Here is a 26,700-nt window from a genome sequence, read left to right on the forward strand (position 1 = left end):
GAGCACTGTGCATGAAGCCTCCAATACATCGTGAACACCAATAATCAGAGCAGCGACTCAGAACAACAATGGAGTAGCCTTCCAATGACAAGAAAAACTCATCAATGGCAGCGTTGGACCAAACTACCGCTGGCCGTGGCGATTGCCGCCGGTGCCGCCGGCCAGGCTTCCGCCTATTCGTTTTACATGGGAGATGTGGAAGCCCAGTTCAATACGACGCTGTCAGCTGGTGCCGGATGGCGGGTTGAGGATCGGGACAAGCGGCTGATCGCCCAGGGTAACCTGGGTCCCGAGTATGCCCCCGGCGGAGAGTTGGAGAATATCGGTGCCTCAACCAACAACTACGATGACGGCAACCTGAACTTCGAGAGCGGCGACACCTACTCCAAGATCGTCAAAGGCAACAGTGAGCTGTTCCTGGATTACGCGGTGGACAGCGATACCCTGACCCGCGTCGGTGGCTTCGTCCGTGGCCGTTACTGGTACGACTTCGAACTGAAAGACGAAAGTCGCGCCGTGGATTACGTCGGCCAGCAGCGTGAACTCAACCCGGATGCCAAGGATAACGCCTCAGGCGGTGAATTCCTTGACGCCTACGTCTTTTCCGACTGGTATTTCGGCAATGTGCCGGTCAGCTTGCGCTACGGCAAACAGGTTTTGAGCTGGGGTGAGAGCACCTTCATCCAGGGTGGTATCAACACCATCAACCCGGTCGACGTACCGGCCTTCCGGGCACCGGGGTCCGAGCTGAAAGACGCACTGCTGCCGGTGGAAATGTTCTATGCCTCCGCCGGTGTCACCCAGAACATCACCCTGGAAACCTTTGTCCAGACTGACTGGGAACCGGTCCGTCCGGACGACTGTGGTACTTTCTTCTCGACCAACGACTTTGCTGCCGACGGCTGTGGTCCGGTACTGCTGGCTGGACAGCTGCCGGATTCCCAGGCTTATGCTCAGGGCTTTATAGCACCCCGTCTTGGCGACAAGGAGGCGGATGAGAAAGACCAGTTCGGCGTGGCCATGCGGTGGTATGTGCCGGCCTTGAATGATTCCGAGCTTGGTTTTTACTACATCAAATACAACAGCCGTCTGCCGTATGTCAGCGGTACGGTCAAGGATGTAGGCGAGAGCTTCCCCTCTTACTATATTGAGTACCCGGAAAACATCAATCTGTACGGTATCAGCATCAACACCACGACCCCTGGTGGCTGGTCACTGGGTGCGGAATACTCTTACCGCGACAAGATGCCCCTCCAGTGGAACGCGTTCGAGCTGATCTATGGTGGCCTCCAGTTGGATAACCCGATTGACGGGACTGACGTGAGCCTTCTTGAGATAGCGCGTAAGGAAGAGTTCGGGGGTGAGATTCCACCGGGATCTGAAGTAAAAGGTTACGATGAGTACGGTGTGTCGCAAGCCCAGTTTACTCTGATCAAGTTCTTTGACCAGGTTATGGGCGCAAGCCGTCTCTCGCTGATTACCGAATTTGGCGCCACCTATGTGCACGACCTCCCGGATTACGACGAGGCTCGTTACGGACGTTCCGGTACGTTTGGTGTGGGCCCGATTCCGAGTGCCGGTGGCCTGGATGCCTGTGCTCTGGGCGTGAACATCAATACCAACTACTGTGAGAACGAGGGCTTTACCACCGACTTCTCCTGGGGCTACCGTGCCCGTTTCGTGTGGGACTACCCGAACGCGATCGCCGGTATCAACCTGTCGCCGCAGCTGGCCTGGAGCCACGACGTGGAAGGTTACAGCCCGCAGCCGGGTGGCGCCTTCAACGAGGGTAGCAAGGCGATCGGCCTGTCACTGCAGGCGGTGTACCAGAACAGGATTACCGGTAATATCGGTTATACAAACTTTTTCGGCGGGAAGCCGTATAACGAGTTGACTGACCGAGATTTTGTGAGCGCGAGCGTTTCGTACTCCTTCTGATCCGGAAACAATTCGTCTGACGAGGAAACCTAAATGAGACTGAACAAGAAACTACTGACCACAGGTATCCTGGCTGCCAGTCTGTCTGCCGGCCAGGCCTGGGGTGCGGTTTCTGCGGCCGAGGCGGCCAAGCTGGGCGACTCCCTGACGCCTATAGGGGCCGAGAAGGCAGGTAATGGCGGAGCCATCCCTGCCTGGGACGGCGGCCTGAAGACCCCGCCGGCGGGCTACAAGGGTGACGGTATCTATGTGAACCCGTTCCCGAACGAGAAGCCCAAGTTTGTCATTGACCAGAGCAATGTGGACCAGTACGCCGACAACCTGTCGCCTGGCCAGGTCGCGATGATCAAGAAGTACGATGACTACTTCATGCCGGTGTACGAGACCCATCGCACCGCGACATATCCTGACGATGTGATGCAAGAAACAGTCGAGAATGCCACCAAGACCGAGCTGATCAAGGATGGTAACGGACTGGGCAACTACCAGAGCGCGACGCCTTTCCCGATCCCACAGAACGGCCTGGAAGTGATCTGGAACCACATCACCCGCTATCGGGGTGGTTCGGTCCAGCGTAACGTCGGTCAGGTAACACCGACCGCCGGTGGTGATTTCTCCGTAGTCCGGTTCCAGGACGAGCTGACCTGGCGGACCTACCTCGAGGACTATAGCCCGGGCGAGGATGCGAACGTACTGTTCTACTTCCGCCAGGCCATCACCGCGCCGGCACGCCTGGCCGGTAACGTGCTGCTGGTTCACGAAACCCTGGACCAGGTCGCCGAGCCCCGTCGGGCGTGGATCTACAACGCCGGCCAGCGCCGCGTGCGCCGTGCACCGCAGGTTGCCTACGATGGTCCGGGTACTGCGTCCGATGGTATGCGTACGTCAGACAACTTCGATATGTTCAACGGCGCTCCGGACAAGTACAACTGGGAGCTGGTGGGCAAGAAGGAAATGTACATTCCGTACAACTCCTACAAGCTGATGGATCCGGACCTGACCTATGACCAGATCATCAAGGCCGGCCATATCAACCAGGACTTCACCCGCTATGAGCTTCATCGCGTATGGCACGTGCGCGCAACCCTCAAGGAAGGCGAGCGCCACATCTATGCCCAGCGTGACTTCTTCATCGACGAAGACAGCTGGCAGGCCTCTGTCATCGACCACTTCGACGGTCGAGGCGAGCTCTGGCGTGTAGCCGAAGCCCACGCCGCCCAGTTCTATGACCAGACCGTACCCTGGTACGCCATCGAAACCCTGTACGACCTCCTCTCCGGTCGCTACCTGGCCCTGGGCCTGACCAACGAGGAAGAGAACCCGTACACCTTCGGCATCGACCGCCGCTCCCGCGACTACACCCCCGCCGCCTTGCGCCGCGCGGGAACCCGTTAAGGGAGTATTGGCACAGGGGTCTTGCACAGGGGTCTGATGAACTCGTTCATCTGACCCCATCTTTAACTCTATCTCGGGGTCAGAAGAGCGAGCTCTTCAGACCCCAGTGCCAGCCGCCAACCCCATCCCACACCCCAAACCTTTGCAGCCCAACCCCCTCTTGGTTTAACCTTCCACTCATACTAAAGGCGTACCCAAAGCAGGTCGTCACTCAAAAGTCATTGGATTCTTCCAATTGCGGCACAGGACGTTTGCCGTCCGGCCGGTTGTCAGCGGGGCAGTGTGTGAAACCATTCAGTGACGGCAAGGCCGCCAACGACGAATTTCAGTCTGCCAATAACGGCCTCCAGCGTGGGGAGCTGGTGCGCGATCTTCTTCGCCAGCGCGTCCGGGTACCATCGATACCGAGCGATATGCTCGCCCGACCAGTCGTCGATGAGTGGATCAGCCAGGCCATATCACCCAGCCATGCGGTTCTTGTCGAAGCCCCCAGCGGGTACGGAAAATCCCATTCCGTCCTCAGTGCCCTGGGCAACCGCTATGCCAGTGACAACGAACTCCGCTGGGTCTCATTGACGCCCCAAGATAACGCACCCACCCGATTCCTGACCCTGCTGTCCATGGCCTTTGAAATGCCAGAAGCGCTGGAAAGCGCGTTGCAGGGCGGCGCCGGTTTTTCCGATGCGCTTGCCATGATGCTTGTAGCCCATGCCCGGCAGTCGGATGGCGCAATGCAGGTGCTGGTACTGGATAACCTGCACAGCCTGAGCAATCCCGCCGTAACCCCTCTACTGCAACAGCTGGCCAAAGACCTGCCTGCCAACCTGTGTGTCGTGCTGATTTCCCGCCGTGGTCTGCCGTTTGAAACCCACGCCCTTGAGCTTGAAAACCGGTTCACGCGCCTCGGTCCTTCGGTTTTCGAATTTTCCCGCCCGGAAACCTTCGACTTCTTCAACCAGGAGCTGGCGGCTAACAAACTGACCAGTGTCGCAGTCGATAACCTGTACGATCTCACCGAAGGCTGGGCCACGCCGCTGGCCCTGTACCGTCGTGAGGTGCAGCGCGAGCTGGAGCGCAAACCCATCCAGGAAAGTCCGAGTGTGGAGCGTTTCCTGAAGGACTCGGTACTGGGCGGACTGACGCCGGGGCAGGTCCGCTCGGTTCGGGCCATCGCCGAACTCGAACTCTGCTCGGACGAACTGCTCCTGGCGCTCCAGTCGGCGCTTCCGGAGGTCGCCTTGTTGCCCTCCCAGGTGTTTGAACAGGGCTTGCCGATCCGGCCCATGCCGGGCCGTGGCCGCTGGTACCGCCTGAACCCCCTGATGCAGGAATGGCTACGCACGTCCCCGATGACCGGATACGAAGCCCGGATGACCATTGCCAGCCGCTGGTTCGGCGAGCGTCAGCAGTTCCCGGAAGCCTTGCGTTATGCCCTGTTGGCAGGAAATGGCGACGAGGTCATCCGGATTGCTTCGGAGGGCTCCGAGGCCTTGCTGCTGGGCCAGGACACCGCCTCGCTGCTGCGATTACGCAAAAGCCTGCCGGTGACCTTGCTCGAACGCAGCGCCCGCCTTCGGATCGTATACAGCTGGGTTCATGCCATCGGGGGACAGTTCAAGCAGGCGAGGGCGCTGCTGGACGATCTCTCCGAGGACGACCGGGAAGAACACAAAGCCCGCATCGCCGCCCTACAGGCTTTTATCCTCCGTGGTGAGGGCAAGGTGCAGCCGGCCCTGGAAATGGCGGATAGGGCCTTGAATGATGGCGATCTGTCGCCCCAGGGCCAGCTGGTGACCCAGATCGTGCGCTCCAGCGCCTTGTGTGCCGCCGGGCAGTTTACCGAAGCCCGGGAAGCCAACCGGGCTGCCGCGCGCCTGGCCAGAGAAGCGGGGGATTCCGGTTCCGAGGCGCTGGCGGTGTATTCCCATGCCCGCATTGAGCTCGGGAAGGGGGCACTTCGGCATGCCAAACAACTGCTACGGACCGGCCTGGATACCGCCATGCAGGAACTGGCAAGGCCAGCCCGCATAGGCGAAACCCGCCTCCAACTGAACCTGGTGTTGGTACTCTGGCACCAGGGCCGTATCGCCGAGGCCGATCGCCTGTTGGTGCTCTGTGGCCGACACGCCGAACAGACCCGGGACCTGGGCCTGCTGTTGGCCATGGCGATCCGGGTACTGATCTGCCGGGGCGAGAATCGACTGGAGGATGCCTTCGTCTGGATTGGCCGCGCCGAGCGCACCATGCACGCCTGGCAGGTGGATGAATCCCTGTTCGTACCGGTTCTGGAAGCCCTGAAAGCCACCTGCTGGCTGGCCCAGAACCAGATCGAGAGCGCCGTCCAGGCTCTCCAGAAACTCCAGCCCTACCGGGACAGCGGCTGCGTGCCGGAGCTTTTCCCCATGATGCCCGGCCTGCTCGACTGCCTGCAGGTGCGCGTGGACCTGACGAGAGGCGACGGCATCCGGGCCCGGGAAACCCTCCACGGCATCCGCGAGCGCTACGGCAAGGCCATTCCCTGGGGCGTCGAGCTGCACATCCGCCTGCTGGAAGCTGTTCTGCTGAACGAAGAGAAAGGCCTGAACCCGGCCCGCAAGGTCCTGACAGCCGTAGTCGAAGAAGCCGCCACCGAACACTTCATCAGCCCCTTCACCGAACTGCGGGCGGAGCTCCAGGAACTGATGGAGAAAAGCTACGGCCAGCTGGAAGACAGCAAGTTCAAGGATGCCCTGGGCAACCTGTTCGGCATCAAAGCCACCACAGCAGGCGCCGAAACCCTCGCCGAACCCATCAGCGACCGTGAGCAGGCGGTGCTGGAACTCATCGCGAAAGGCCTCTCTAACCAGGAAATTGGCGACAAGCTCCATATCTCCCTGCACACCGTGAAAACCCACGCCAGGCGCATCAATGCCAAGCTGGAGGTGAAGTCCAGGACTCAGGCCATAGTAAGGGCCCGCGAGCTGGGGCTGCTTTGAGAGAAGGTGGGCCAGGTTGGCCAGCCCCAGGGGTCTGAAGAAGTCCCTTCTTCTGACCCCGAGTTCGATGTCCAAGGTGGGGTCAGATGAACAAGTTCATCAGACCCCTGAGTCAAAGATGGGGTCAGAAGAAAGAATTTCTTCAGACCCCTGGGGTATCCCCAGACCCCAATTTCAATCACTCCGCCTTCAACTCCCCAATCCGCACATCCTTCTCCCCCCAAATCTCACCAACCCACCGCTGAAACGCCACCCGCGTCTCCCGGTCGTTCTCATAGTCCATGCCCAGAAACTGCTCCGGCACTTCCCGCATCCTTACATCAATCACAATGCGCCGAATCCGCCCGCACAAGTAATCCCAGAACCCGTTGCGCCCGTCGGGATACACAATGGTCACGTCCAGCATGGTATGAATCATCTCCCCCATGGCCCCGAACACAAAAGCCGTCCCGCCGGCGCGGGGCTTGAGCAGGTGTTTATAGGGCGAGTTCTGGCTCTTGTGCTTCTCCGGAGTAAACCGCGTGCCTTCCATGAAGTTGAAAATGGTCACCGGGGTATAGCGAAACTTCTCACAGGCGGCCTGGGTGGCGGCGATGTCCTTGCCTTTTAACTCGGGGCGTTTGGCGATCTGTTCCTTGGTGTGGCGGTGCATGAACGGGAAGTCCAGCGCCCACCAGGCGATGCCGAGCAGAGGGACCCAGATCAGCTGCTTTTTCAGGAAGAACTTGAGCAGGGGAATGCGGCTGTTGAGCACGTACTGGATGGCGGGAATATCCGCCCAGCTCTGGTGGTTGCAGGTCACGAAATACCAGTGCTCACGGCTGAGGTTCTCCACCCCGCGCACGTCCCACTTCACCTTGTGCAGGATGTCCATCAGCAGGTTGTTGAACCCGATCCACACCCAGGCAATGTTGTTGAGCACCACGGTGCAGGCCTTGCGTGCCGCCGTCAGCGGGATAACCAGCTTGATCAGCGCAAACAGCAGCAGGAAGGGGAACAGGATCAGGGTATTCAACAAAATGGACAGGGCCGCCAAAGTCCCCTTCAGCGGCGCAGGCAGAAAATCAAGCATTCCGTGTGTTCTCTGGTTTGTTGCGGGTTAGCGGTGTCTGTCAGCCTTCGGTGGCGTTTCCGGTTGCAGAGGCACGGCCCGGGAGTAAACGGCTCTCGGAGTCGGTGGAGGCCAGTTGCTGCAGATCGGCCGGGGCCCGATCACTCACCGAATCCCGGAAGTCTTCGTCATAGAAGCCCAGGTTGTTGTAATGGATCAACGCCCGGATCTCTTTTACGTAGTCTTCGCCGCGCTCGGAATAGCCAAGCAGGCCTTCCGCCATTTCCAGGCCGGACAGGGGATTCTCGGAGCGACGATCCTGCATCCGGACGTCCCGCAGGGTCTGGTAGGTTTCATGCCGGTTCAGGTTCTGGATATAGGCCCGCATCGAGCGATAGGGCGACGCGAATTTGGCCACTTCATGACTGGCTCCTTCCACCCGGCTCTGAGGCACCAGGCCGCAGCCCTTGGAGAAGCACCACTGACCAAACAGGTTGTTACCCTCGCGGGCAAAGCGGGACGTACCCCAGGCGGATTCGTTGGCGGCCTGGGCCAGCACCAGCGAGGGTGGAATCACATCCAGGCGCTTTTTCAGGAGCTTGAACTGCTCGGGGCTACCGGTGGCAGCCTCAATCCTGAGGCGCTCGGCCTGGTCACTGAGCCACCGTTTTTCGGTCGAAGTCAGCTCGGTTTTCTGCTCCAGCCGCAGCAGGTAACTCCGCTCCAGCAGGATCCGGGAGTTCGCCAGCACGATGCGCGGGTACAGGAACGAGAAGAACGCCGCCTTTTTCTCAGTGGTGTCCCGGTAGGTGGAGAAGTCCGGCAGCGGGTCGTCGGCCCAGTCGGGGAGGGCAGGTAGTTCACCAAGGGCCACTTCAGAGCCGTCATAGTTTCTGTCACCAAAGCTTCCGGGCGGAATATAGAAACCACCGCCAATTGCAAAGGCAATCATCGGAATAAAGAACAGCAGCGCCCGGCGACCAGCAGTCATAGAACCTCTCGTCAAAATGGATATGGCAACGATTATAACAGTTAATACGCGCGGGGCTCTCGCCGGGATTTCCGAGCCCCGCTGTGGCCTCAGGGAATACGGGTCGCCAGCAGCAGCCCGACGGCCTGGGAGTCCGTACCCGAGCGGTTCAGCCGGAGGTACAGCTGGGAGTGATCGTCCGTGTAGAAGCCGTCCAGCACCAGGTTGCCACTGGTGAGGGAGACGGTGCCGGGACCGGTCTGGGTATAGGCAAGCGTGGTATCCACGATCATTTCTGCTGGCGTGGTCACCTCATTGCCGTTCACGGTATTGACCACCGAGATCGCCTCGCCACCCAAGGTGGCGGTGGCACCGTTGATCACCAGCTCGGCGTTGTCAAAGTGGCGCAGTTCGTTGCTGCCGCCGGAGATTGCCATGGCAACGCCCTGAACCCGGTACCGGCCACTTGCCGGTGCCGCAGAGCCAGCCTGCGCGGCGGCCACCAGCAACCCATCCCCGAACGGACTGTCGTCCAGATTGAACGCCAGGAAGGCGCCCGCAGGCGTGCTGGCACCCACGCCGACGTCAGGTTTCTCCTCATTGCCGGACGGGATCGAAATATCCAGATTCAACCGGCCGATGTCCCGGTCACCATTGCTGAGTATCGAGGTGCGGGGCGTGATCAACCAGTCGGTATTGACCGTCGCGGCCGGCGCCCGGGTGACGGTCCCGGTGTTGTCGCGACGCACGGTTTCCACCTCCAGTGCCTGGGTTACATTGCCCTCACCATCGATCGTCCAGGTGCCCAGGCCGCCTTCCAGTTCCAGCGGCGTGGTGTCGGCGGCAAACCGTGCCGCCAGATACACCACGTTATAACTCCGGTTATCCAGCACATCCGCATCAAACTCCGTCTCCGCCGCGGACCGCAGCAGGTTCAGCTCCAGCGCCGAGAGGTAATGGTTCTCCAGCACCGGTCCCCGCTTGAGCGTCTCGCCCTCGCTCTCCAGCTCAATGGCCTTGCCGGCACTGAAGTAGCTTCCCACCACCCGATCCGGTCCTACAGACGTATCGGCAGGGGAACTGGTGAACGCATCCAGGTAATACGGATTGCGGGTCCAGCCAATAATCCGGGCGCTGTCCCGGCCGGTAATGCTCTGGTACAACGCGCGCCCGGCCAGCAGGCGGGTATCGCCTAACAACGTCGCCGCACCGGGGGAGGAGGAATGCGTGTTCTGTTCCCAGAACTCCGAACCGCGCAGGAAAAACTCATTGCCTTCGGAATGCAGCAGCACCTCCCGCTCATAGGGAATGTCCGTGGCCAGGGAGGTCACCTTGATATTGAAGGCATCGAAGCTGGTCAGCGTCAGGGCCGGGTACACGTAGCCCACGCCGTTGCCGTCCTCCAGGCGTTCCTCATAAGCGGTTCGCATACCCCAGAGCCCCGTGCCACTGATACTGGGCTCGGCAAAGCTCTGGCCGAGCTCCACCCCCAGGAACACCGAGTTGTAATCGGCGGAGCTGGCGCTGATCTTGCCGGACGAATTCTCATCCAGTAGCGCATAGTCGGCCATGGCGGCCACATAACGGGCAAAATCCGCCCGGCCTTCCAGCAGGGACAGCGCGCCCGGCACATTCAGGTTGCCGGGGATATCGATCTCGAAATCGTGCACCTGGTCTGCCAGGGTGGACCAGACATACTTGTTCAGGCACAGCTCACCACCGGCATCGTTCACGCAGTCCCTGATGGTTTCCAGCTCCCCCGGGGTGTAACTCGCCAGGGTATTGCGCACCAGGTATTCCGAGAAAGGATTGATCTTCACATCCCGGTCCGAGTCTGCCGCGAACGCCCGCATCCGGGCATTGCCGTAGGTGGCCTCGATCACCACATCGGGCGCCAGCGGCTGGCCGTCCGGAAAGGCGATAATGGTAAAGCCCTCGGCATCTTCCCGGGTGGTCACGTCCACACTGCCCAGATTCTGCAGGGAGGTGTTGGTGGTATACACGCTGAGGGTTTCCGGCTGCACGATCCGCAGATTGCGCCGGGTCACCTCCGCATCCGGGGCCACTGCACCGGGCACCTCCAGGGTGATCCGCACCTCGTTGTCCGCCAGATCGCCGGCATTGCTGGAATCGCCGGTGCTGCCGGAACTGAAATCATCCAGGGGATTTTTCGAGGTGGCAAAGTCGTTGGTCTGGGAACGGGCGCCGTCGATGGCATCCTCGCCACTGCCGCAGCCGACCAGTAACAGGGCAGACAGGGAAATCCAGAGTCCGTGCTTGAAATGCATGTCTGACAATCCGTGCAGAAGATTCAGGTTGTCAGTCTAGCAGCGGTAAGGAAGGGAAATCGTGAGGAAAGGCACGAAACAGGCGCCCGGAGGATCGGGCGCCTGTGAGGGTAGAGGCGATCAGTAGTAGATCTTGATACCCGCCATCACACCTTCATCCAGGTTCACGTCGCCACGGAACGGCGCATCCAGATCGGTGTTCAGGTAACGGTAACCGGCAAACACCTCGGCGTTGCGGATCACCCGGTAGCTGCCGCGCAGCTCGACGCTGGTCATGTCCTCGGAGTCGCCGAAGGCCAGAATGTCCGGGGCGTAGTGCAGGCCGCCGGTGAAGGACAGGCCCGGAACCCGGGGCACGTTCACGGTAGCAAAGCCGCCGATGCCGATGGCGCCGCCGTCCAGGCTGTCGTCATCCCAGCCGATACCCCGTACACCGATGCCAGCAGTGGTCGGCAGGTTGCCAAGGGCAGTGCGGCCCTGGGCGTGGAAGTCCACGTTCATGATGTGGCGGCTGCCCTCATGGTAGGTGTAGCCGGCACCCAGCTGGGTATCGCTGTTGTTGCCCAGGAAGTTGACCTGCCCCTTCACGGAATCGTTGGTCAGGCTCAGGTCCACATCGCCTGCGAAAGCCGGTGCAGCGGCCAGGGTCAGTGCCATCAGGGAAACTCTTGAGATTCTCATTCTTCTACCTTCTTGCTGTCGGTTAATTGGTACGCGTCCGATAAAGAATCTTCATCTTCAGCCGGCACCCGGTATTCCTCGTTGGCCCAGGCGCCCAGGTCAATCAGTTTGCAGCGCTCCGAGCAGAATGGCCGGTACCGGTTATCTTCGGACCATTCTACGGATTGCTTGCAGGTAGGGCATTGCACAAACATGGCGATTTTTTCAGATTGGTGACGAAAAGGCCGGCGGCCATTCCTCAGGTGGCCGCCGATGCGGTGCAGTATTGTTCCAGTACTGCCCGCAGCATTTCAATATTGACAGGCTTGGCGACAAAAGAATCCATGCCGGCCCGGCGGCAGCGTTCCTCGTCTTCCTCCATAGCGCTGGCGGTCAGGGCAACTACCGGCACCGGCGTCCGGTTGTGGGCTTTTTCCCATTCCCGCAGGCGGCGGGTGGCCTCGAAGCCATCCACCCGGGGCATCACGCAATCCATGAACACCAGATCGAACGGATGCCACTGCCACAGGCTGGCGGCGGCCTCACCATCGTTCGCCGTCATCACATCGCAACCGAGTTTTTCCAGCAATCGGCGGGTGAGGGTGCGGTTGACCGGGTTGTCCTCCACCAGCAATACCTTCATCCGGCCACAGGGCAGTTCCCGGCGCTTGGAAGTGTCCGTGACCGTCTGCAGAGAGAACCGGGTGAGAAACCGGCGTTCGTCCTTCTCTGCATCCATGAACAACTGGTTCAGGATGGGCATCAGGCAGGATTCCCGGAGGGACTTGCTCAGGAAGGCATCGGCGCCGGCCTGGCGGAAATGCTCGGCATCGCCCCGTTGCGGGTTGGACGACAGGATCAGCAGGCGCATGTCGGCCCAGGTGGGGTTGCTGCGGATCTGCCGGCACAGCAGGTCACTGTCCATATCCGGCACAAAGCCATCGAGGATGATGGCATCGAACGGCTGCTGGCTGTCCGAGGCCTGGCGCAGGGATGTCAGCGCCTCGCCAGCGGATTTCACTGCCTCGATCTGCACCTCGTAACGGGACAGCATCTCCAGGGTGATCTTGCGGGACAGCTCGTAGGAATCCACCACCAGGATATGCTTGCCCTTCACCTTGCGGGTGTCCGGCCGCACCCGGGTGGCACTTTCCGGCGCCACCGGCAGGGTCAGTTCCACCCAGAAGGTGGAGCCCTCACCGGGCCGGCTTTCCAGGTCCAGAGAGCCGTCCATCAGGTTTACCAGCTGGCGGCAGATGGTCAGTCCCAGACCGGCGCCGGGCAGCTGGCGCTGGAACTGCTGGCCGAGCTGCACATAGGGCTCGTACACCAGCGGAATGTCCTCCGGGTTGATGCCCACGCCGGTATCCTCCACCGCCAGGCGCAGCCGCGCCTTGTCATCCCGGCGGCCCAGCACCTCGATGCTGATCAGCACGTGGCCGGAATCGGTGAACTTGATGGCGTTGGAGACCAGATTGAGCAGGATCTGCCGGATGCGCACCGGATCGCCTTTCAGCGCCCAGGGCAGGTTCTCGTCAATGCGCAGCTCCAGTGCCAGGCCTTTCTCACGGGCCCGACTGCCGAGCATGTGCACCAGATCGTTCAGGGTTTCCCGCAGATCGAACGGAATCTCCTCCAGCACCAGCTTGCCGGCCTCCATGCTGGAGATATCCAGCAGGTCATTGATAATGGCGGACAGGCTCTGGGAGGCATTGAGCAGGGTGTTCACGTATTCCCGCTGCTCCTGGTCCAGGGGCGTGTCCGTCAGCAGGTTGGCGTAACCCAGAACGGACTGGAGCGGAATGCGCAGCTCGTGGCTGACGTTGGCGAGGAACTGGTTCTTGGCGTGGTTGGCGCGAACGGCTTCGTCCCGCTCCCCCTGGGACTGGATCGTGGTCTGCCGGAGCGAGCGGGTGTCCTCGAGGATCTGCAGCCGCATCTTGTTCAGGGCCTGCTCCAGCTCCGATAGCTCATCAGGCGATTTCGGCGGCTTCCGGCGCAACTGCAGCGGGTCCACCAGGGCGTCCAGGTTCAGCTGGGCGGCATAATCGGCCATGGCCTCCAGGTGTCGGGACAGGGTCGCCCGCACAATCAGCAGCAATCCGAAGGTGCCAAGCATCACCACCACGGTCACAAACAGCAGTGTCAGCAGGCCGGTCTTCCAGAGTTCATCGTGGATCTGCTGAACCGAAGACACCACGGTGAGGCTACCGACTTCCCGGGGAGGCTGGAAGCTGGAACGGTCAAAAATCAGGGGGATGGTCTGGGAAATCACCTTGCCGTCCGGGTGGGTGCCGGTGGTGAACTCCTCGCCCGTGGTGGTGGTTACCCGGGCAAACTGGATCGCCGGCACTGCCTTCATGTCATCCAGGCTGTTGGCCACCTCGCTGAAATTCATCAGCCAGATGTTATTGCTCATGCTCCCGGAAACCAGCTCGGCGGCTTTTTGCTGGGTACCGATCAGATCATTCTTGCGGCGCTCGAACTCGCCGATCATCTGTACGCCGGTGGCGGCCAGGGAAAGCACCAGGCTGAACAGCAGCACATACACCAGCAGACGCGCTGCCAGCGGCCGAACGCCAAATCGCTTGAAAAACCGGTATGGGTGCAAGATTGCGACTTCCCTGTGTCGACTACAAATCAATCACCGAAGTTTAACAGACGGTTAGAACTTCGACACGCTTCTCGCCGCCCTCTGTTACAAACCGGAACCTTACGTTCAGATCGTACAGGTGCGCCCCGTAAATCCGCTCCTCATCCCGCCCCCGCCGGAACGACGGCCGGGGGTCATAGCTCACCACATCCTCGATCAACGCCCGGAAATCCGGATAGTCTTCAGCGGGCAGGGCAGCCAACTGCTGCTCCGCCTCCGGCAAAAACACCACCTCGAGCCTCTCCGTCGGCGGCGAATCCGCCCACCCAAGACCCGCCTCCGGCACCGAATCCGCAAACGGCAGGTAAGGCTTGATATCCAGAATCGGCGTGCCCTCGATCAGATCATGATTACTGATCCGCAGCACCAACCGCCCATCCCGACGTGCCAGCCCCTCATTCCGAACCACCGACAACCCCAGACTGTTAGGCCGAAACGGCGAGCGACTGGCAAACACCCCCATCTTTTTGTTCCCCCCCAGCCGAGGCGGCCGAACCACCGGCTTCCACTCCGCCCGAACCGCCTCATGAAACTGGAAAATCAGCCAAAGATGCGAAGCCGTCTCCAGCCCCCGAAAAGCATCCTCGCGATCGTAGGGGGGCTGAATCACGAGTTCGGCATGAGCATGGCGGGTTAAGCCCGGCTGCCGAGGCACCCCGAACTTGTCCTTGAAGCAGGACCGGGTGATAGCAATAGGGGTCACGCTAAGATCGGCGCCCGGGGTCGCGGCAAGGCCGGGGTCTGAAGAACTAGTTCTTCTGACCCCACTTTCAACCTCCGGGGTCTGATGAACTCGTTCATCTGACCCCTTTTTAGAATCTACTCCCAAGTTCAGCCCCCACCCCAGGGGTCTGAAGAAATCTTTTCTTCTTCTGACCCCGAGTTAAATTTCCAACCCCCAGGGGTCTGAAGAAAACCTTCTTCTGACCCCGAGTTAGCGGTCCAAGATGGGGTCAGATGAAAGCCTTCATCAGACCCCTGAGTTACCTACCGCCGATCAATAGTCCCAGCAAAAAACATCTCAACCCTCAACACCACCGAAGCCCGATCCTTAAAACTCTCCTCCCGCGGAAACGTCAACGCCGGAATCACCTCCCCAAACAACCAGTCACTATGCAACCGGTACCGCCAGGTCAGATCCACAAAAGCCGATGTCGTTCGCCACCCAGGTTCACTCTCACCCAACACCCCAATCCGGGGAACCAACGTCGAGCGGTTATCCAGCGCCTTCCGAACACTGAAAATCTGCGCCGCCAGAAACTTCTCGTCCGAGTGCACATACTCCAGCTCCGAGGAAGACTGGAACCGCCAGTCATCCCCCACATACCGACTGGCCCCGAACCATGTCCGGGAACCCCAGCCTTCCTGATGGAAATAATAAATGCGCTGCTGCAAGCTCCCGGCCCAGTCCTCATCCAGCTGCCAGCCCTTGCCAGCCGTCACACGCCAGAACGCATCCGGCGGAAACCGCAACCGCCCGCCGATATCGGCAGAAAGGTTAATCGCATCGCCAATCCGGGTCAGATACCGCAGTGCACCGGTGGTCTCAGTCTCCGTCCGCTCAGGCTCTGTCAATTGCCGGTCCCGCTGCCGCTCCTCAAGCGGAATCAGCTCCTCACTCTCACTCTCGATAACAATCCGCAGCTTGCGCTTGGCGGTGGGAATATCCAGCCGGAACCGGGCCTCCGGCTCAAACTGCGCTAAATCGCTGTACTCGGATTCCGTGGCAAACCCCAAGCGCAGGTAACTTTCATTGTTAGGCAGTGCCAGAGCAGACCCCGAAAGCGTCCGATCCGCCCAGGCCCCCAGAGACTGCACCCGCGGCCCCTGAATACGCTCCTGGCGCAACACCCAGTTGGAAAACGTCAACCAGTAGGATTCCTCCGGCTCCGCCCAATACGCCTCCGGAGAGAACGTATAAAACGAAGGCCCCAGCTGCTCAGGGGCCAGAATCTCGGAAACCGAACGCTGATGGACCTCAAACACCGGCTCCGCAGCGTGTCCGGGAAGGGAAGCAAAAACCAGAAATGACAGAAACCCGGCCGGGCAACAACGGCGCAAACAGTCAGTCAAAATCCACCAGGAACTTCTCGTGCAACTCACGAACCTGACGCTCCACATCATCCATGGGCCGATTATTATCAATAATAGCGTCAGCTTTCTCCAAGCGCTTCTCCCGAGGCATCTGAGCCGCAATAATCCGCTCCACCTGATCCCGCTCATTGGCATCCCGAGCCATCGTCCGCTCAACCTGCGTCTCCACCGGGACATCCACAACAACGACTTTACTGACCAGATTATGCTGATCCGTCTCCAGCAACAACGGAGACACCAAAAGCACATAGGGCAGGGCATACTCTTGAGGTTTGAGCTGACGGATCAGCTCTTCCCGAATCATCGGATGAAGCAAACCCTCCAGCCAGGTCCGCTCCTCAGGATTGGCAAACACAATCTGCCGCAGCTGCGCGCGATCCAGAGTACCTTCATCGGTAAGGATGTCTTGACCAAAGTGCTCAGCAATCTGCGCGAGGCCAGGGGTACCAGGTTCAACAACCTCCCGAGCCACATCATCAGCATCCACCCAGTGAACCCCAAGATCCCCAAACAACCGGACCACAGTAGATTTCCCAGAGCCAATCCCCCCCGTAAGCCCGATAATAGCCGGAGTCTGCCCTAACTCAGGGGTCTGATGAAAAGCCTCCGGCTTTCCATCTGACCCCATGTTGATTTTCCCACTCATGCTTAGATCCTAAAACGGGGTCAGAAGAAAGCTTTCTTCAGACCCCAGCCTCAACTCAAACCCCAAGATAAGCAAACCAGGCCGCCACAATAACATCCCCAAACCACAAACAAAGCACCCCAGCCGCCGCCAAATAAGGCCCAAACGGAATCGGCACCTCCCGCCCATGCTTCCGGAACACCATCAAACTAATCCCGACAACCGCCCCAACCACGGAAGACAATAAAATCACCGCCGGCAACAACGGCCACCCAAGCCACGCCCCAAGCGCCGCAAGCAGCTTGAAATCCCCATGCCCCATGCCTTCCTTACCAGTCACAATCTTGAACAACCAGTAAACCGACCAGAGCGACAGATAACCAACCACAGCCCCCCAGAAAGAACTGGTGAAGTCAGTCAGCACCCCAAAGAAGTTCAACACCAACCCAAGCCAGAGCAACGGCAACGTGATGTTATCCGGCAACAACTGCGTATCAAAATCAATAACCGTCAACGCGACCAGCGCCCAGAGCAGCAATAACGCCCAAAGCGCCGCCTCTGTTGGCCCCAACAGGTAAATCGTCAACACCGAAAATAGCGCCGTCACCGCCTCGATGATCGGATACCTCGGCGAAATCCGCGTCTTGCACGAAGCACACTTACCACCCAGCACCAGATAACTGATCACCGGAATATTCTCCCAGGCCCGGATCTTGTGGCCACAGGACGGGCAGGTGGACGCCGGCGTGGACAGCGTAACCGGTTCTTCCTGCTTCCTCTGCTTCTCGGGAACCTCCAGAAACTCCTCACACTGGCAACGCCAGTCCTGATGCATCATCTTGGGCAAGCGCAGGATGACCACGTTCAGAAAGCTGCCGATGCAGAGGGAAACGAAAGTGACTGTGAGGTAGAGGAGCCAGGGGGTGTTGAGGTAAACGTCGAGGAACTGCATTGAGAGCCTTGATTGAGCTTAGGAGGAGAGGGAGGGGTTAAGTCGGGGTCAGATGAAAGATTTCATCTGACCCCATTTTTATTTTGTTGTGAGGTTAAACCACCTGACCCATCTGGAAGATCGGCAGGTACATGGCAACAATCAAGCCGCCAACAAGCACGCCCAGAACCGCCATGATCATCGGCTCCATAAGGGCAGTCAGGTTGTCGACCATGTCGTCAACCACGCCCTCATAGTGCTCAGCAACTTTTCTCAACATATCGTCCAGGTTACCAGACTCCTCACCGATGGCCGTTAGCTGAACCGCCATAACCGGGAAAACATCCTGTTGTCGCATCGAGGCCTGTAACTGGGTACCACTCGATACGTCATTCTTGATACGAAGAACAGCATCTCGGTACACGGCGTTCCCCGTCGCCCCGGCTACGGAATCGAGTGCATCCACGAGAGGTACGCCCGCAGCAAAGGTCGTAGAGAGAACCCGACCAAACTTCGCAACCGCGGATTTATCAAGAATTTCGCCAACGATGGGAAGTTTCAGCATGTATTTGTCGATGAAGTCCGAAAACTTTTGGGATCGTCTTTTCGACTCACGGAACAAAAATATCGCCGCCACAATCCCCAGCAGCACGATGAACCACCATTGTTGCATCCATTCCGATATTCCAATGACAAACTGTGTGAAAACAGGCAGATCAGCACCAAATCCCTGGAACAGGCTTTCGAACTGGGGCACCACTTTGACAAGAAGAATGGCTGTAACCACGATCGCGACCACAACAACTGCGATCGGGTAGGTCATGGCTTTCTTGACCTTCTTCTTCAGCGTTTCAGTCTTCTCCATGTAAGTCGCGATTCGGTCAAGCATCTGCTCAAGCGCACCAGCTTTCTCGCCAGAATCAACCAGGTTGCAATAAAGATCATCGAAATGTTTGGGATGCTTTCGAAGCGCGGCCGCGAAGCTTGTGCCAGAGGAAATATCGTTTCGAATTGAAATAACCAGCTCTTGAAGCCCTTTGTTCTCAAGGCCATCAGCCACAATATCGAAGCTTTGTACCAGGGGAACACCTGCCTTCATCATCGTCGCAAGCTGTCGGGTAAGCATCGCGATATCGAAGGGTGTGATCTTCTTGCTGCCACCGAAGAGAGGCTTGGGTTTCTTCTTGACCTTATCCGGGATGATCCCCTGCTTCCGGAGCTGGGCTTTTACCAGAGCCAGGCTTGGGCCTGTAACTTCGCCCTTGGATTTCTGGCCCTTTCGGTCCTTACCTTCCCAAACATACGATTCCAGCTTCTGCGCTTTTTCTGCCATGCTTAATCCTTCGTCACGCGGTTGGCTTCTTCAAGGCTGGTCACGCCCTGTATCACCTTCAGGAGTGCCGAGTCTCGGAGATTTCTGAAACCTTCCGCTTGAGCCTGTTTTGCAATTTGGATGGAGCTGGCTTCTTCCATAATCATATTCGCCAGCTCGTCAGTAACTTTGACCACCTCATAAATACCGACGCGGCCCTTGTATCCTCCATTGCATTTATCACAGCCCTTGGGGCGGTACAACGTGAAGCCTGTATCAATTTGTTCCTGTGTGAACCCTTCCTTCAAAAGCACATCTTTCGGGATGTCTGCGGGTTGCTTGCAGCTATTGCACAAACGGCGTCCCAGTCGCTGGGCAATAATCAGGCTTACGGAGGTGGCGATGTTAAAGGCAGGCACACCCATGTTCATCATGCGGGTGAGGGTTTCAGCCGCACTGTTGGTATGCAAGGTGGAGAGTACCAAGTGACCGGTTTGCGCAGCCTTAATGGCGATTTCTGCGGTTTCCAGATCTCGAATCTCGCCCACCATGATGACGTCGGGATCCTGCCGGAGAAATGCGCGTAGCGCCTCCGCGAAGCCGAGCCCAACTTTATTGTTGACGTTGACCTGGTTAATACCCTCGAGGTTAATTTCAGCAGGATCTTCTGCTGTGGAAATGTTCCTTTCCGCAGTGTTGAGGATGTTTAGACCGGTATAAAGAGAAACCGTTTTACCGGAACCTGTCGGTCCTGTTACGAGAATCATGCCTTGAGGCTGCTCAAGTGCCTCTAGGTACATCTGTTTCTGATCCTCTTCGTAACCCAGTACATCGATACCGAGTTTGGCTTGGCTTGGGTCCAGAATCCGCAAAACGATCTTCTCGCCCCAAAGAGTGGGCAGAGTGTTAACGCGAAAATCGATGGCCTTGGTCTTGGACAGCTTCATTTTGATACGACCGTCTTGTGGCACGCGTCGTTCCGAAATATCCAGCTGAGCCATAATCTTTACCCGCGCTGAAATTTTCGGCGCAAGCTTGATCGACGGGCGTGAGACTTCCTTAAGAATGCCATCAGTGCGGTAGCGAACACGGTAAACTTTTTCGTAGGGCTCAAAATGAATATCTGAAGCGCCTCCGCGAATAGCGTCCAGCAACATCTTGTTCACGTACTTGACGATTGGCGCATCATCGACGTCTGTTGCGGAAACCGCATCCTTGTCCTCGTCCTGGTCGCCCCCTTCTGTTTCCACGCCTTCAAGGTCAGCATCTTCGAGATCTCCCATGGTCGTGTCCTGGGATTCAAGATACTTGTCTATTGCGGCCCGCAACTTGGCGTCATCTACCAGAATTGCGTCAGTGCTCAGCCCAGTGTTGAACTTGATCTCATCCAATGCCTGAATGTTGGTCGGGTCAGAAACTGCGATAAAAAGTCGATTTCCTCGCTTATAGAGCGGCAAGGCGTTGTGCTTTCGGATTAGCTTCTCGTCTACGGCTTTCTCGGGCAACATCTCCGGCAAAAACGCATCGAGATCCAGTACTGACATCCCGAATTCCATCGCTGCCGAGAATGCCAGCTTCGCGCTATTGGCCAGTTCATTCTGAGTCAGATAGGTAATAAGAGGAATTCGGTTCTGCGAAGCCTGAAGGAAAGCATCTTTCGCTGTCGCCTCATCTAGAAGCCCGTCTTCTACAAACCGGCGGGCCAGGCCCGTAAGCGTTACGTTTCGGTTGCTACTCGCCATAAGTGCTCTGAGAAGATTGTTATAAGTCGCTGAATCGTAAATTTATGAAAAAAGAGTTTAGATGTATGGGAGCTCTTTGGAAAGCATCACGGTTCTCAGTCTGGCACGAGAACTTCCGGAAAACTGGCAGTGGAGTCCAGCAAAGGGGTCTGATGAAAACCTTCATCTGACCCCAATTTCAAATCCAACCTTAGCTCAAGACCTGACAAAAAATGTCACCTACTGACGTCAAAAGGCACAAAAGCTACGGCAATTTCCAGCGTGACGCGCTTCACATAACGTTATAATCGACTGAAACTGCGCCCCTTTTAACATTATCTTGCAATTGGCACGATGCCTGCTTGATATCGGTCACGCTCAATGCGGTAAAGGGGGCAAAGCTCCACCGCCCCGGAGCTTAAAACGAAAAATCGACAACCCTAGAGGTAGTTAACATGCAAAAGATGAAGAACGGTCAGGCTGGTTTTACTCTTATCGAACTGATGATCGTAGTTGCGATCATTGGCATTCTGGCGGCTGTGGCTATTCCTGCGTACCAGGATTACACTATCCGCGCAAAAGTGACAGAAGTTATCACCATGGCGGCATCGGCGAAAACTTCCATCTCTGAATACTACACCACCATGGGGGAAATGCCGGCGAATGCTAATGATGCTGGGGTGAACACCAACGCAGATCAAAGCACCTATGTTAGTGGCATTGCCTACCCGGCAGCCGGCACCGCCATCACGACTACTGTAGCTACTGTCGAGTATACGTTGACCAATCTCGGTGATCCGGATACCTCCACGATCGTTTTTGAAGGTACTGGTTCTGTGACAGGCGTGCAGTGGGCTTGCGATGGCGGCACTGTTGCTGCAAAGTATCTGCCAGCTAACTGCCGTTAAGTTCCGGGATAGGACAATTCCAAGTTTTTAGAAAAGGGTGGCAATAGCCACCCTTCTTTCGTGGATTCAATGAAAGCGATTAGACCCTTCCTACTTGTGCTTCCTTTCCTTATAACTCTGGCTGTCTACTGGCCAGGCTTGGGAGGCAGCTTCCTTCTTGACGATTACCCAAACCTCGAGCCCCTCGGGTATTCCGGCGGTGTCCACGATCTTGAGTCAGCCCAGCGGTTTATCTTTGGTAATGGGGCCGGGCCCTCGGGACGGCCAATTTCCATGGCAAGTTTCCTGCTTAATGATGCCGCCTGGCCATCTGTGCCTTGGAGTTTCAAAAAGACGAACCTTCTGCTTCACTTATTGGTTGGTCTCCTTGTTTACCTCGTTGCATACCATGTTGCCAGACACGAGCTCAATTATAGTGAGCGCCGAGCTTTTTATATTTCTCTTTTCTCGGCATCTCTATGGCTTCTCCATCCGATGAATGTGTCAACGGTTCTTTATGTCGTTCAGCGAATGGCCATTTTGTCTGCGATTTTTATTCTTATCGGATTTTATTTTTATCTGATAGCAAGGCGGAGACGGCTGGCTGGAGAGAGTAATTTAATTTGGTTTTTGATATCCCTTCTTTCGTTATTTCTTGGAATTTTCTCCAAGGAAAATGCTTTATTATTAATTATATTTATATTCGCGTTGGAGTTGTTTTGGTTTCGACCTCCAACCTTTCAGGGCTTGGGGTCTCTAAAGCCGGCGCATCTTTTAATGGCTTTAGTGGTCGTAAGCTTAGGTCTCACCCTTTCTTATGGAGTTTGGGGAGCAGGTTATTCAGCCCGTGATTTTGGGGTTATGGAAAGACTATTTTACCAAGCTGCCGCGCTTGGTGATTATATCCTGAAATTGATCATCCCTCAGGTTGATGCATTTAATCTCTTTAATGGCCAGTTTGAAAATGCCAAAAGTTTTAATTTTTCTTCATATTTTATTATAAGAATATTTGTCTTTTTAGTTGCAATATCTCTTCTTTTCTATCTTTTGAAAAAAAGGAAATTTGATTTTTCTTTTGGGCTCCTGTGGTTTTTCGTATTCCATCTAATGGAATCAAGTATCCTCCCCTTGGAGCTCTACTTTGAACATCGAAATTATTTGCCAGGGATTGGGCTATTATTTTTAGCTGCTGTTGTAGTTTCTAGCCTTTATCGAAAATTCAGGAGCATTGATTCGGTTTTTTCTGTAGGCTCAGTTGCAGTTTTGTTTTACTTGGGCTTTTGTGTTTTTGTTTTATCAATTACATGGGCTAACCCCGGCCAACTCTTTGTAAAGTGGGAAATGGATTCGCCAGAATCCGTGCGAGCAAAAGTCGTATATTCGTCTTACCTAGAGAATTTAGGATTCCCTCAGAATTCCATTGAGCATGTTGATAGGGCTCTAGACCTCAACCCTGATTCCATTGGCTTGCATTTAAGGAAGATCAGAGTTACGTGTGGTGAGGATGTCAATGGGGACGTTCTCAAAGCAATCTCGGATTTTAAGAGATCAACAAAGTTCAGGCACGGAGTTGTGGATGGAATAAAAAAACTTATCGGGTTATCAGATCATGATGGCTATTTGGTCTGCTCAAATGGAAAAATTGATTTCACATTGGATGAAGTGTTTTCCTTGATAGAAAAGAACTCAAAGGCTACATCTTGGCCTCATACAAGATCAGCGCAGTATTTTTCGCTCAAGTCGGATTATTTTGCACGGCAAAGAAATCTTCCTCAGGCAATCAGAGCTCTAGAGCAAGCGATAACCTACCAACCAAGCGTTGATCTAAACCTGAAGGCAGCAGTGATGCTCGCTTCAGCACAGCTATATAGCGAAGCGCTGGATAAGTTAAATGCTGCAACTCGGGCTAATGAGAAACGCAACGTTTTCGTACCAAGCCGCTCTACTGAACTGCTCTCCCTTGAGAGGACAATTAAAAAACTGATGAATCGGGAGACGAAAAGTGAGTAATGTTGAAGATCATCGGCAAAATATAAGTATTGTTATTCCTGCTAAAAATGAAGCGAAATCTTTGGTAACTCTTTTACCTCAGCTTAAAAAGGGATTTCCCAATTCTGAAATAATTGTTGTCAATGACGGGTCTATTGATAACACTAAAGAGGAATTGTTGAAGTATGAGGTGAAGGTTATAACCCATCATACAAGCCGTGGTAACGGTGCTGCGGTGAAATCAGGTGCTAGAGTTGCGTCAAGTGAGATCATTGTATTTATGGATGGCGATGGCCAACATGATCCTGAAGATATCCCAAAGCTAATCGACGAAATTAATAATGGAGCTGATCTGGCGGTTGGTTCAAGAAACAAAAAAGGTCAAGCTAATATTGCTCGGGGAGTAGCGAATGCTTTCTACAACTGGTTTGCATCTAAGGTCACAGGTTTCCCTGTTGAAGATTTAACCTCTGGGTTCAGGGCGGTCAAAGCGGACAAGTTCCGAGAATTTATTTATCTCTTGCCGAATGGATTTTCTTATCCAACAACTAGCACAATGGCATTCCTTCGAAGCGGCTTCAACGTTTCATTTGTACCAATAGCTGTGAGCAAGAGGAGAGGGAAGAGTCATCTAAGGCCGATCAGAGATGGGGTTCGGTTTCTTATTATCATTTTCAAAATTGCTACGCTTTATTCCCCACTGAAAGTATTTTTGCCGATTGCCGCTCTGAGCTTTTTTCTCGGATTGGCGAGGTATCTATACACTTACCTGACAATGGGTGTGTTTACTAATATGTCCGCTCTGTTATTCGTTACAAGTGTTCAGATTTTTTTGATCGGCCTTGTGTCCGAGCAAATCACAGCCCTTATCTATAAAGATACAAAGTGAGAATTGCTGGGAGCCCTAATTTAGATGGTCGCCAATAAAACTCTTAAGTACGAAAAGTTCAGGCTTAAACGCATGGCCTTCATGGCCAAAGCAGTGGGGGGAGTTGTTGGAGATGTTGGCTTCCACCAATGTCCGAACCCGTTTTTAACGGGAGAAGAGGTTGTTGGGATCGATCCGAAGTCAGATGACCTTGAACTTGTCAGTGGCTACACAAAGGTTTATTCAGGTACTCTATCCGGCTATATACAAGAATATGGAGGTTGTTCGTTCGACGTAATCATGGCTGGCGAGTTGATTGAGCACCTTGAGGATCCAATTTCGTTCTTAGATGAATGTTTCAAGGCGTTAAAGCCAGGTGGACGTCTGATTCTTTCGACCCCAAACCCAAATTCTTTTATCGAAAGATTGTTAACTCTGATGCTTTCGCGGCGGTTTTTTTATACCTCGGAGCATGTAATGCTCATCCCCCAGCGGTGGTTAATTCGCATTATGGAAATGAAAGGGTTTGTGAATGTCAGGCTGGTGAGTGGTGGCTTTCCCGTTCCATTCTTTGGCTTGGTTCCTTTTCCCAGGCCCTGGTGTTATCAGACCATTGCAGTAGGTGAAAAACCCTTTGAAAGTTCTAATTGATATTGGTCATGCGGCGCACGTTCATCTTTTTCGAAATCTTATCCCTATGCTCCGAGCAAGAGGGCATAAGGTAGTGGTTGTGTCGCGCGATAAGCCTTACGTACTAGACCTGCTCTCCTGCTATGGAATTCAGAACGTTTGTATTTCGAGGCCACGAAATGGGTTTGTTGGTTTGTTTTGCGAATGGGTTAGAAGAACAGCTTCGGTTATAAAGTTGCATAGAGTTCATGGTTTCGACGTTGCAATTGGCACTTCCGTATCTATACCTTATTTATCATTACTGTTTGGAGTGAAGTCGATTAACGTTCAAGAAGATGATGATGCTGTTATCCCTCTCCATGCGATTCTAGCTTATCCTTGGTCGTCTATTATAGTTAATCCAAAATGTCTAAAATATCGTTTTTTTAGAAGTAGGCGCTATCTTCATGATTCGTTACATGAAATGGCGTATTTATCCGCGGAGACCTTCAAACGAGATCCCTCGGTAGTCAAAAAGTACGGTTTTGAACCTTATGAATATGTAATCATTCGCAAAGTTGCTCTTACTGCTCATCATGACTTTGGCGAGTCAGGTCTATCAATTGAGCACATTAGAAGGCTTCAACATTACTTTCCTTCGACTCCTCAGATTACGTCAGATGAGCTCAAAGAAAGTGAAGTGGCTATTGAAGATATGCATCAGATTCTAGCCCATGCGCAGTTGGTGTTAACCGATTCGCAAACTATGACTGCAGAGGCTGGCTGTCTTGGCGTTCCCGCAGTGCGTGTTAGTTCATTCTTTCAAAAGCTCAGCTATTTGAGTGAATTGGAAAGTTTGGGGCTCACCTATGGCTGTCATCCAAGTGATTTTGAAAAATTTGAATCGATCCTCGAAAGTCTGTCCCAACAATCAATTCAAGCATCTCGGATATTAGAAAACCGTAATTTGGTGATTCAGAAGTATGGTGATTTTAACTCTGTTCTGCTAAAGGCAATTGAGAATACGACATGATCTCTTTAGCAGTCCGGGCCGGTCAGATTTTAATTGCCTTTTCTGTATTGGTTTTTCTTTATATCTATTTTGATAAGGATCTATTTTCTACCCCTAACGGTGCATTAGCAATAGCCTTGTATTTCCTTCTGTCAATTATTACAGGGCTTCGATACTCTAATCTGGTCTATCAATTCTCCGGAAAGTTATTTAGTAAGAAAGACGTAATATGCGTCCCGGCTGCTATGAACTTGGCCGGATACATTATACCGATAAAAGGTGGCGGTGTTTGGTTGTTTTTCTACTTGAAGAAAAACTACGGTTTTTCTGCCAGATTGTCGCTATTTCTTGTGTTTTTTAATTTGATCTTTGTTGGTTTTGCCTCCGTTTTAGTCGGAGTCGCAATTTTTTTTGGCGTTCAATTGGACGAGCGTTCAATTGTTGTCGTGATAGTTTCCTACTTTATAATATTGGTTTTTTTGAAATATCTTTTCGGTTTCTTCAAAAATGAATTGAGCTGGCAATTTGTAGTTACCGACTCAATTTTAGTCTTGTCTCATTTCCTGATGATGAGTTGGTTGTGCTTTGTTTTGGTAGGCCCAATAAGTATTGTTTTGTCTATGGCGTTGGCGTTATTTCTTCTGTTGTCCTCATTTATAAAAGTAACACCAGGAAATATTGGTGTTCTTGAAGGTGCCGCGTTAATTGCTATGCAGGCGCCG

21 protein-coding genes are annotated in these 26,700 nt (G+C 55.0%); 9 read left to right on the top strand and 12 right to left on the bottom strand.

The annotated features are described in order from the left end of the window. Nucleotides 1-84: 84 nt before the first annotated feature. From ACESMW_RS14185 to ACESMW_RS14195, 3 genes are all read left to right on the top strand, one after another. Nucleotides 85-1,938, top strand: coding sequence for a DUF1302 domain-containing protein (locus ACESMW_RS14185; RefSeq protein ID WP_372987672.1), 1,854 nt, complete (start codon nucleotides 85-87; stop codon nucleotides 1,936-1,938). 33 nt (nucleotides 1,939-1,971) lie between these two features. Next, a complete protein-coding gene (locus tag ACESMW_RS14190) occupies nucleotides 1,972-3,333 on the top strand; it encodes a DUF1329 domain-containing protein (protein ID WP_372987673.1) in 1,362 nt (453 codons plus the stop codon). A 284-nt stretch (nucleotides 3,334-3,617) separates the two neighbouring features. Beyond that, nucleotides 3,618-6,308 carry a LuxR C-terminal-related transcriptional regulator gene (locus tag ACESMW_RS14195; RefSeq protein ID WP_372987674.1) on the top strand — a complete coding sequence of 897 codons (2,691 nt, stop codon included), beginning with the start codon at nucleotides 3,618-3,620 and terminating at the stop codon, nucleotides 6,306-6,308. 178 nt (nucleotides 6,309-6,486) lie between these two features. Here ACESMW_RS14195 and ACESMW_RS14200 read toward each other — a convergent pair whose 3' ends face one another. From ACESMW_RS14200 to pilB, 12 genes are all read right to left on the bottom strand, one after another. Continuing rightward, on the bottom strand, nucleotides 6,487-7,380 hold the full coding sequence (locus ACESMW_RS14200; RefSeq protein ID WP_372987675.1) for an acyltransferase: 894 nt from the start codon (nucleotides 7,378-7,380) through the stop codon (nucleotides 6,487-6,489). A gap of 40 nt (nucleotides 7,381-7,420) precedes the next feature. Next, nucleotides 7,421-8,350 carry a glucosaminidase domain-containing protein gene (locus ACESMW_RS14205; protein ID WP_372987676.1) on the bottom strand — a complete coding sequence of 310 codons (930 nt, stop codon included), beginning with the start codon at nucleotides 8,348-8,350 and terminating at the stop codon, nucleotides 7,421-7,423. 89 nt (nucleotides 8,351-8,439) lie between these two features. Then, on the bottom strand, nucleotides 8,440-10,617 hold the full coding sequence (locus ACESMW_RS14210) for a hypothetical protein (RefSeq protein WP_372987677.1): 2,178 nt from the start codon (nucleotides 10,615-10,617) through the stop codon (nucleotides 8,440-8,442). A gap of 120 nt (nucleotides 10,618-10,737) precedes the next feature. Beyond that, nucleotides 10,738-11,298: a YfaZ family outer membrane protein gene (locus tag ACESMW_RS14215; protein WP_372987678.1), complete on the bottom strand. Its 561-nt coding sequence runs from the start codon at nucleotides 11,296-11,298 to the stop codon at nucleotides 10,738-10,740. Further along, nucleotides 11,295-11,492 carry a DNA gyrase inhibitor YacG gene (gene yacG, locus ACESMW_RS14220; RefSeq protein ID WP_092000867.1) on the bottom strand — a complete coding sequence of 66 codons (198 nt, stop codon included), beginning with the start codon at nucleotides 11,490-11,492 and terminating at the stop codon, nucleotides 11,295-11,297. The genes ACESMW_RS14215 and yacG overlap by 4 nt, the downstream gene beginning before the upstream one ends. A gap of 44 nt (nucleotides 11,493-11,536) precedes the next feature. Continuing rightward, nucleotides 11,537-13,774: a response regulator gene (locus ACESMW_RS14225; protein WP_372987690.1), complete on the bottom strand. Its 2,238-nt coding sequence runs from the start codon at nucleotides 13,772-13,774 to the stop codon at nucleotides 11,537-11,539. Between the two features lie 157 nt (nucleotides 13,775-13,931). Beyond that, nucleotides 13,932-14,633 (bottom strand): tRNA (N6-threonylcarbamoyladenosine(37)-N6)-methyltransferase TrmO, encoded by a 702-nt coding sequence (gene tsaA, locus ACESMW_RS14230; RefSeq protein ID WP_372987679.1) that lies wholly within the window; start codon nucleotides 14,631-14,633, stop codon nucleotides 13,932-13,934. Nucleotides 14,634-14,917: 284 nt separating this feature from the next. Continuing rightward, nucleotides 14,918-15,916: a hypothetical protein gene (locus ACESMW_RS14235; protein ID WP_372987680.1), complete on the bottom strand. Its 999-nt coding sequence runs from the start codon at nucleotides 15,914-15,916 to the stop codon at nucleotides 14,918-14,920. 79 nt (nucleotides 15,917-15,995) lie between these two features. Then, the gene (gene coaE, locus ACESMW_RS14240; protein ID WP_372987691.1) at nucleotides 15,996-16,652 is read right to left on the bottom strand and encodes a dephospho-CoA kinase; all 657 of its coding nucleotides are present in this window, start codon (nucleotides 16,650-16,652) and stop codon (nucleotides 15,996-15,998) included. 73 nt (nucleotides 16,653-16,725) lie between these two features. Beyond that, a complete protein-coding gene (locus ACESMW_RS14245) occupies nucleotides 16,726-17,601 on the bottom strand; it encodes a prepilin peptidase (protein ID WP_372987681.1) in 876 nt (291 codons plus the stop codon). Nucleotides 17,602-17,695: 94 nt separating this feature from the next. Beyond that, nucleotides 17,696-18,913, bottom strand: a complete 1,218-nt coding sequence (locus ACESMW_RS14250) for a type II secretion system F family protein (protein ID WP_372987682.1) — start codon at nucleotides 18,911-18,913, stop codon at nucleotides 17,696-17,698. 2 nt (nucleotides 18,914-18,915) lie between these two features. Continuing rightward, nucleotides 18,916-20,634 carry a type IV-A pilus assembly ATPase PilB gene (gene pilB, locus ACESMW_RS14255; protein WP_372987683.1) on the bottom strand — a complete coding sequence of 573 codons (1,719 nt, stop codon included), beginning with the start codon at nucleotides 20,632-20,634 and terminating at the stop codon, nucleotides 18,916-18,918. A gap of 434 nt (nucleotides 20,635-21,068) precedes the next feature. On the opposite strand from pilB, the gene ACESMW_RS14260 reads away from it, so the two are divergent. The 6 genes from ACESMW_RS14260 to ACESMW_RS14285 all read left to right on the top strand — a co-directional run. After that, a complete protein-coding gene (locus ACESMW_RS14260) occupies nucleotides 21,069-21,521 on the top strand; it encodes a pilin (RefSeq protein WP_372987684.1) in 453 nt (150 codons plus the stop codon). A 273-nt stretch (nucleotides 21,522-21,794) separates the two neighbouring features. Next, nucleotides 21,795-23,510 (top strand): tetratricopeptide repeat protein, encoded by a 1,716-nt coding sequence (locus ACESMW_RS14265; protein WP_372987685.1) that lies wholly within the window; start codon nucleotides 21,795-21,797, stop codon nucleotides 23,508-23,510. Beyond that, the gene (locus ACESMW_RS14270) at nucleotides 23,503-24,378 is read left to right on the top strand and encodes a glycosyltransferase family 2 protein (protein WP_372987686.1); all 876 of its coding nucleotides are present in this window, start codon (nucleotides 23,503-23,505) and stop codon (nucleotides 24,376-24,378) included. The genes ACESMW_RS14265 and ACESMW_RS14270 overlap by 8 nt, the downstream gene beginning before the upstream one ends. 24 nt (nucleotides 24,379-24,402) lie before the next feature. Then, on the top strand, nucleotides 24,403-25,008 hold the full coding sequence (locus ACESMW_RS14275) for a methyltransferase domain-containing protein (protein WP_372987687.1): 606 nt from the start codon (nucleotides 24,403-24,405) through the stop codon (nucleotides 25,006-25,008). Then, nucleotides 24,992-25,999, top strand: a complete 1,008-nt coding sequence (locus ACESMW_RS14280; RefSeq protein WP_372987688.1) for a DUF354 domain-containing protein — start codon at nucleotides 24,992-24,994, stop codon at nucleotides 25,997-25,999. The genes ACESMW_RS14275 and ACESMW_RS14280 overlap by 17 nt, the downstream gene beginning before the upstream one ends. Then, a partial coding sequence (locus tag ACESMW_RS14285; RefSeq protein ID WP_372987689.1) for a hypothetical protein occupies nucleotides 25,996-26,700 on the top strand: 705 nt, incomplete at its 3' end. The genes ACESMW_RS14280 and ACESMW_RS14285, both read left to right, overlap by 4 nt.

The sequence above is a fragment of the Marinobacter sp. genome (assembly GCF_041690455.1).
In the GTDB taxonomy this organism is placed as follows: domain Bacteria; phylum Pseudomonadota; class Gammaproteobacteria; order Pseudomonadales; family Oleiphilaceae; genus Marinobacter.